Below are 3,380 nucleotides of genomic sequence, written 5' to 3' on the forward strand. Positions count from 1 at the left end.
TTCCCACACGGTCAACGTGGTAAGACCCCCTGTAGACGACAGGGTTGATAGGCTGGAGGTGTACGTGCCGCGAGGCATTCAGCTGACCAGTACTAATCGGTCGAGGGCTTATCCTAAGTTCTTAAATCACACACAAAGTGCGCATCCAGTTCTCTTGGAAAAAAGGGCTCGATCCGATTGCGGATCGAGCCCTTTTTTTCATTACAGAGCGAATTCTGGCGCAAGACGGGGCTATTTTGATTGAATGAGGGAGGAGGGGACTGTTTGTCGAGGTTTGATGTATGAGCAGGATTGAGTCTGTGCAACGGGCGTGGTAAGATAAGTCCAGTCAACAGTGACGGAATGTAGCGCAGCTTGGTAGCGCGCACGCTTCGGGAGCGTGAGGTCCAGGGTTCGAATCCCTGCATTCCGACCATACTTTCGAAAAAGGCCCTTCTCTTTTCATCAAGAGAAGGGCCTTTTTTTTTGCATACTTGTAACACGGCGGAAAACGGCGCATACACGAGTGTCTATCATGCGAAAGCGTGGTACGTGGGCATTTGTTTGAGTTTGTTTGAGGAGTGGTTTTGAGCGAATGAAGTAAACGTGCTAAGATGATCTTGTCGCGCTAGACGGGGAGTTAGCGGTGCCCTGTAACCCGCAATCCGCTACAGCGGGGTCGATGTTCGGTCGAGGGTTCGTTCCTAAGAGGACGGCCGTCGGAAACAGTGGTGTTGAGGATTGGGTCCTGCGCAACGCAGCCTCCTGAATCGTGTCAGGTCCGGAAGGAAGCAGCACTAAGGGAATCGTTGTGTGTGCCGCAGGGTCGCCTGGTCGGAGCCGCTGTCGACGGTACGCTTTGAGGTCGGATTCGGAGCCGAATGCACGACATTACATACTTTCTTTGTGAAAAAACGCCTTGCTACTTCGCGGATCGCGATGAGCAGGGCGTTTTTTCGTATCCGGTGGTATAGAAGTAGATGTTTCGGTTAGAATGTTGAAGAGCGCATGAGGAAACGGCAGGTTGATCGCCGAGATTACGTGTATTGTGCGGTTTTGCACAGGTGAGGAAGTTGAGTCTTCCGGAACAGGATGATAAGATAACTCTTGTCACCGCGAGTGATTGAGAAATTACGAAATCGCGCTTGACACGAGAAACAAAACATGTTATCTTAATCAAGTCGCCTCGTTGGGGAGTCGCCAAGCGGTAAGGCAACGGACTTTGACTCCGTCATGCGAAGGTTCGATCCCTTCCTCCCCAGCCATTTGCGAGCCATTAGCTCAGTTGGTAGAGCACCTGACTTTTAATCAGGGTGTCGAAGGTTCAAGTCCTTCATGGCTCACCATTTTCACCAAATCAAATATGCGCCCTTAGCTCAGCTGGATAGAGCGTTTGACTACGAATCAAAAGGCCGGGAGTTCGAATCTCTCAGGGCGCGCCATTTACTTTTGGGGGATTAGCTCAGTTGGTAGAGCACCTGCCTTGCAAGCAGGGGGTCAGCGGTTCGAATCCGCTATTCTCCACCATGTATTATTCCTCGATAGCTCAGTTGGTAGAGCGCCCGACTGTTAATCGGATGGTCGCAAGTTCGAGTCTTGCTCGGGGAGCCATTTGGCCCGTTGGAGAAGCGGCTTAACTCACCGCCCTTTCAAGGCGGCATTCACGGGTTCGAATCCCGTACGGGTCACCAAGTGGAGGTTTAGCTCAGCTGGGAGAGCATCTGCCTTACAAGCAGAGGGTCGGCGGTTCGATCCCGTCAACCTCCACCATTTTTAAACTTCATATTATCGCGGGGTGGAGCAGTTGGCAGCTCGTCGGGCTCATAACCCGAAGGTCGCAGGTTCAAGTCCTGTCCCCGCAACCACATGGAGCTGTGGTGTAGTGGCCTAACATGTCCGCCTGTCACGCGGAAGACCGCGGGTTCGAATCCCGTCAGCTCCGCCATTTTTAACACTGCTTTACATGGGCCCATAGCTCAGTTGGCTAGAGCGCACGACTGATAATCGTGAGGTCGGAAGTTCGAATCTTCTTGGGCCCACCATTAATTTCATAAGTCTCGTGATGATGGCGGAAAGGTCACACCTGTTCCCATCCCGAACACAGAAGTTAAGCTTTCCAGCGCCGATGGTACTTGGACCGCAGGGTCCCGGGAGAGTAGGACGTCGCGAGGCACTGAGAGAAAAGACCTGATCTATTACAGATCAGGTCTTTTTTTGCATTTCGATCACGGTTTGGATTGTTGTAATCATAGAGGGGTCCCAATGTTCGGATTGGATAAGGTGTTTGTCAATAGTTAGGACGAAAATCGAATCATGTGCTGGATGCCATTGTGGTAGCCATTGAAGCACAAAAGGAATTCGAGTTCTTTCCATGTGAAAAACGATACAGTCCAGGGCAAATGAAGTAGTTCTCTGACGCATATCCATGCAGGGTGAGCTTTATCTCGAGAACGAAGTTTGGATTGCTGCGATTTGCTTTGTACGTTTCGTATTCGGCGTGGACATTTTTGTGGATAAAGATGTGGACTTGTTTATTGAGTTCGTGGGCTCGTCGGAGTTCAGCTTGGGAGACAGAATATCGAAGCTCGGAGGAGGCGGAACCAAAGCGGCCCCCAATGATAGAGACCAGGATGTCGCAACCCTTGATTTCTTCGTAGCAGTAAGAGACAGGTGCATCTGAGGAACCTTAGGCGATATGTCCTTCTTCGAAGAGGACGGCTTCGAATCCGTGAGAGTCCACGAAATGGCCGATGTCTTGGCGCACTTGTTGTAAGTCGTAGAAGGTAGAACTGACAAAAACGCGCGGACGGGGCCTGTTTTATCTCCTCCTTTGGCTTAGGGGATGGGATACTCGTCATACGTTCGCAGGGTTTCCGGTATTTTGCTGGCTCGTATGTGGCGGATGATGGGTTCGATAAGGTGGGGCTTTTTTGTTTTTGAGTTGAATGAGGTGATGCCAAGTGAAGTAGCGTAGGTTTTTAATTGGGGGATTGTAAGGTTATTGAAAGTGGACTCCAGATCCTCTAGGGGAAGTTGGTCTGAGGTAAATGAGTGAATTAGCCGGTTGTGTGTAATGCGTTTCGTTGAGAGCGGACTCTACAAGTTGGTCCAGATAATGAAACGAGGACATGAGGTCGGTGTGGGGAATTTGTTTTGATTTGTTTCGATGTTAAAATTGAGCGTAGGCGTGGGACGTGGTAAGATAACTCTTGTCGCCGCGAGATGCGGTGGTGATGAAAATGGTTGAAATTAGAGTGTTGACAGTTGGACGAGCTTCATGGTAGTCTAATAAACGTCGCCTCTGAGCGACACGATTGATCCTTGAAAACTAAACGAGTGATAGATGAAGATCGATTCGAGTCAGAACCAAACTTTTATTGAGAGTTTGATCCTGGCTCAGG

General features: G+C 50.1%; 11 tRNA genes, 2 rRNA genes, 1 other RNA gene and 1 pseudogene. 14 read left to right on the forward strand and 1 reads right to left on the reverse strand.

The features are described from left to right. From JJB07_RS23580 to rrf, 14 genes are all read left to right on the forward strand, one after another. Positions 1 to 116, forward strand: a 23S ribosomal RNA gene (locus JJB07_RS23580); the annotation flags it as partial. Between the two features lie 222 nt (positions 117 to 338). Beyond that, positions 339 to 415 (forward strand) — tRNA-Pro (locus tag JJB07_RS23585). Between the two features lie 187 nt (positions 416 to 602). Further along, positions 603 to 868: signal recognition particle sRNA large type (gene ffs, locus JJB07_RS23590), an RNA gene on the forward strand. A gap of 301 nt (positions 869 to 1,169) precedes the next feature. Continuing rightward, positions 1,170 to 1,244: transfer RNA gene (locus tag JJB07_RS23595), tRNA-Gln, on the forward strand. A 5-nt stretch (positions 1,245 to 1,249) separates the two neighbouring features. Then, positions 1,250 to 1,325 (forward strand) — tRNA-Lys (locus tag JJB07_RS23600). A 19-nt stretch (positions 1,326 to 1,344) separates the two neighbouring features. Next, a tRNA-Arg gene (locus JJB07_RS23605) sits at positions 1,345 to 1,421 on the forward strand. A gap of 9 nt (positions 1,422 to 1,430) precedes the next feature. Further along, positions 1,431 to 1,506 (forward strand) — tRNA-Ala (locus JJB07_RS23610). Between the two features lie 8 nt (positions 1,507 to 1,514). After that, positions 1,515 to 1,590: transfer RNA gene (locus tag JJB07_RS23615), tRNA-Asn, on the forward strand. A gap of 3 nt (positions 1,591 to 1,593) precedes the next feature. Then, positions 1,594 to 1,670: transfer RNA gene (locus JJB07_RS23620), tRNA-Glu, on the forward strand. A 3-nt stretch (positions 1,671 to 1,673) separates the two neighbouring features. Then, positions 1,674 to 1,749: transfer RNA gene (locus JJB07_RS23625), tRNA-Val, on the forward strand. Positions 1,750 to 1,768: 19 nt separating this feature from the next. Beyond that, positions 1,769 to 1,844, forward strand: a tRNA-Met gene (locus JJB07_RS23630). A gap of 3 nt (positions 1,845 to 1,847) precedes the next feature. Further along, positions 1,848 to 1,924 (forward strand) — tRNA-Asp (locus JJB07_RS23635). Positions 1,925 to 1,944: 20 nt separating this feature from the next. Next, positions 1,945 to 2,021 (forward strand) — tRNA-Ile (locus JJB07_RS23640). A gap of 13 nt (positions 2,022 to 2,034) precedes the next feature. Next, positions 2,035 to 2,151: ribosomal RNA gene (gene rrf, locus JJB07_RS23645) — 5S ribosomal RNA — on the forward strand. 139 nt (positions 2,152 to 2,290) lie between these two features. Here the strand turns inward: rrf and JJB07_RS23650 are convergent. Then, positions 2,291 to 2,770 (reverse strand): annotated as a pseudogene (locus tag JJB07_RS23650) (DUF4062 domain-containing protein); the annotation flags it as partial. Positions 2,771 to 3,380: the final 610 nt, after the last annotated feature.

This window comes from Tumebacillus amylolyticus, assembly GCF_016722965.1.
GTDB lineage: Bacteria > Bacillota > Bacilli > Tumebacillales > Tumebacillaceae > Tumebacillus > Tumebacillus amylolyticus.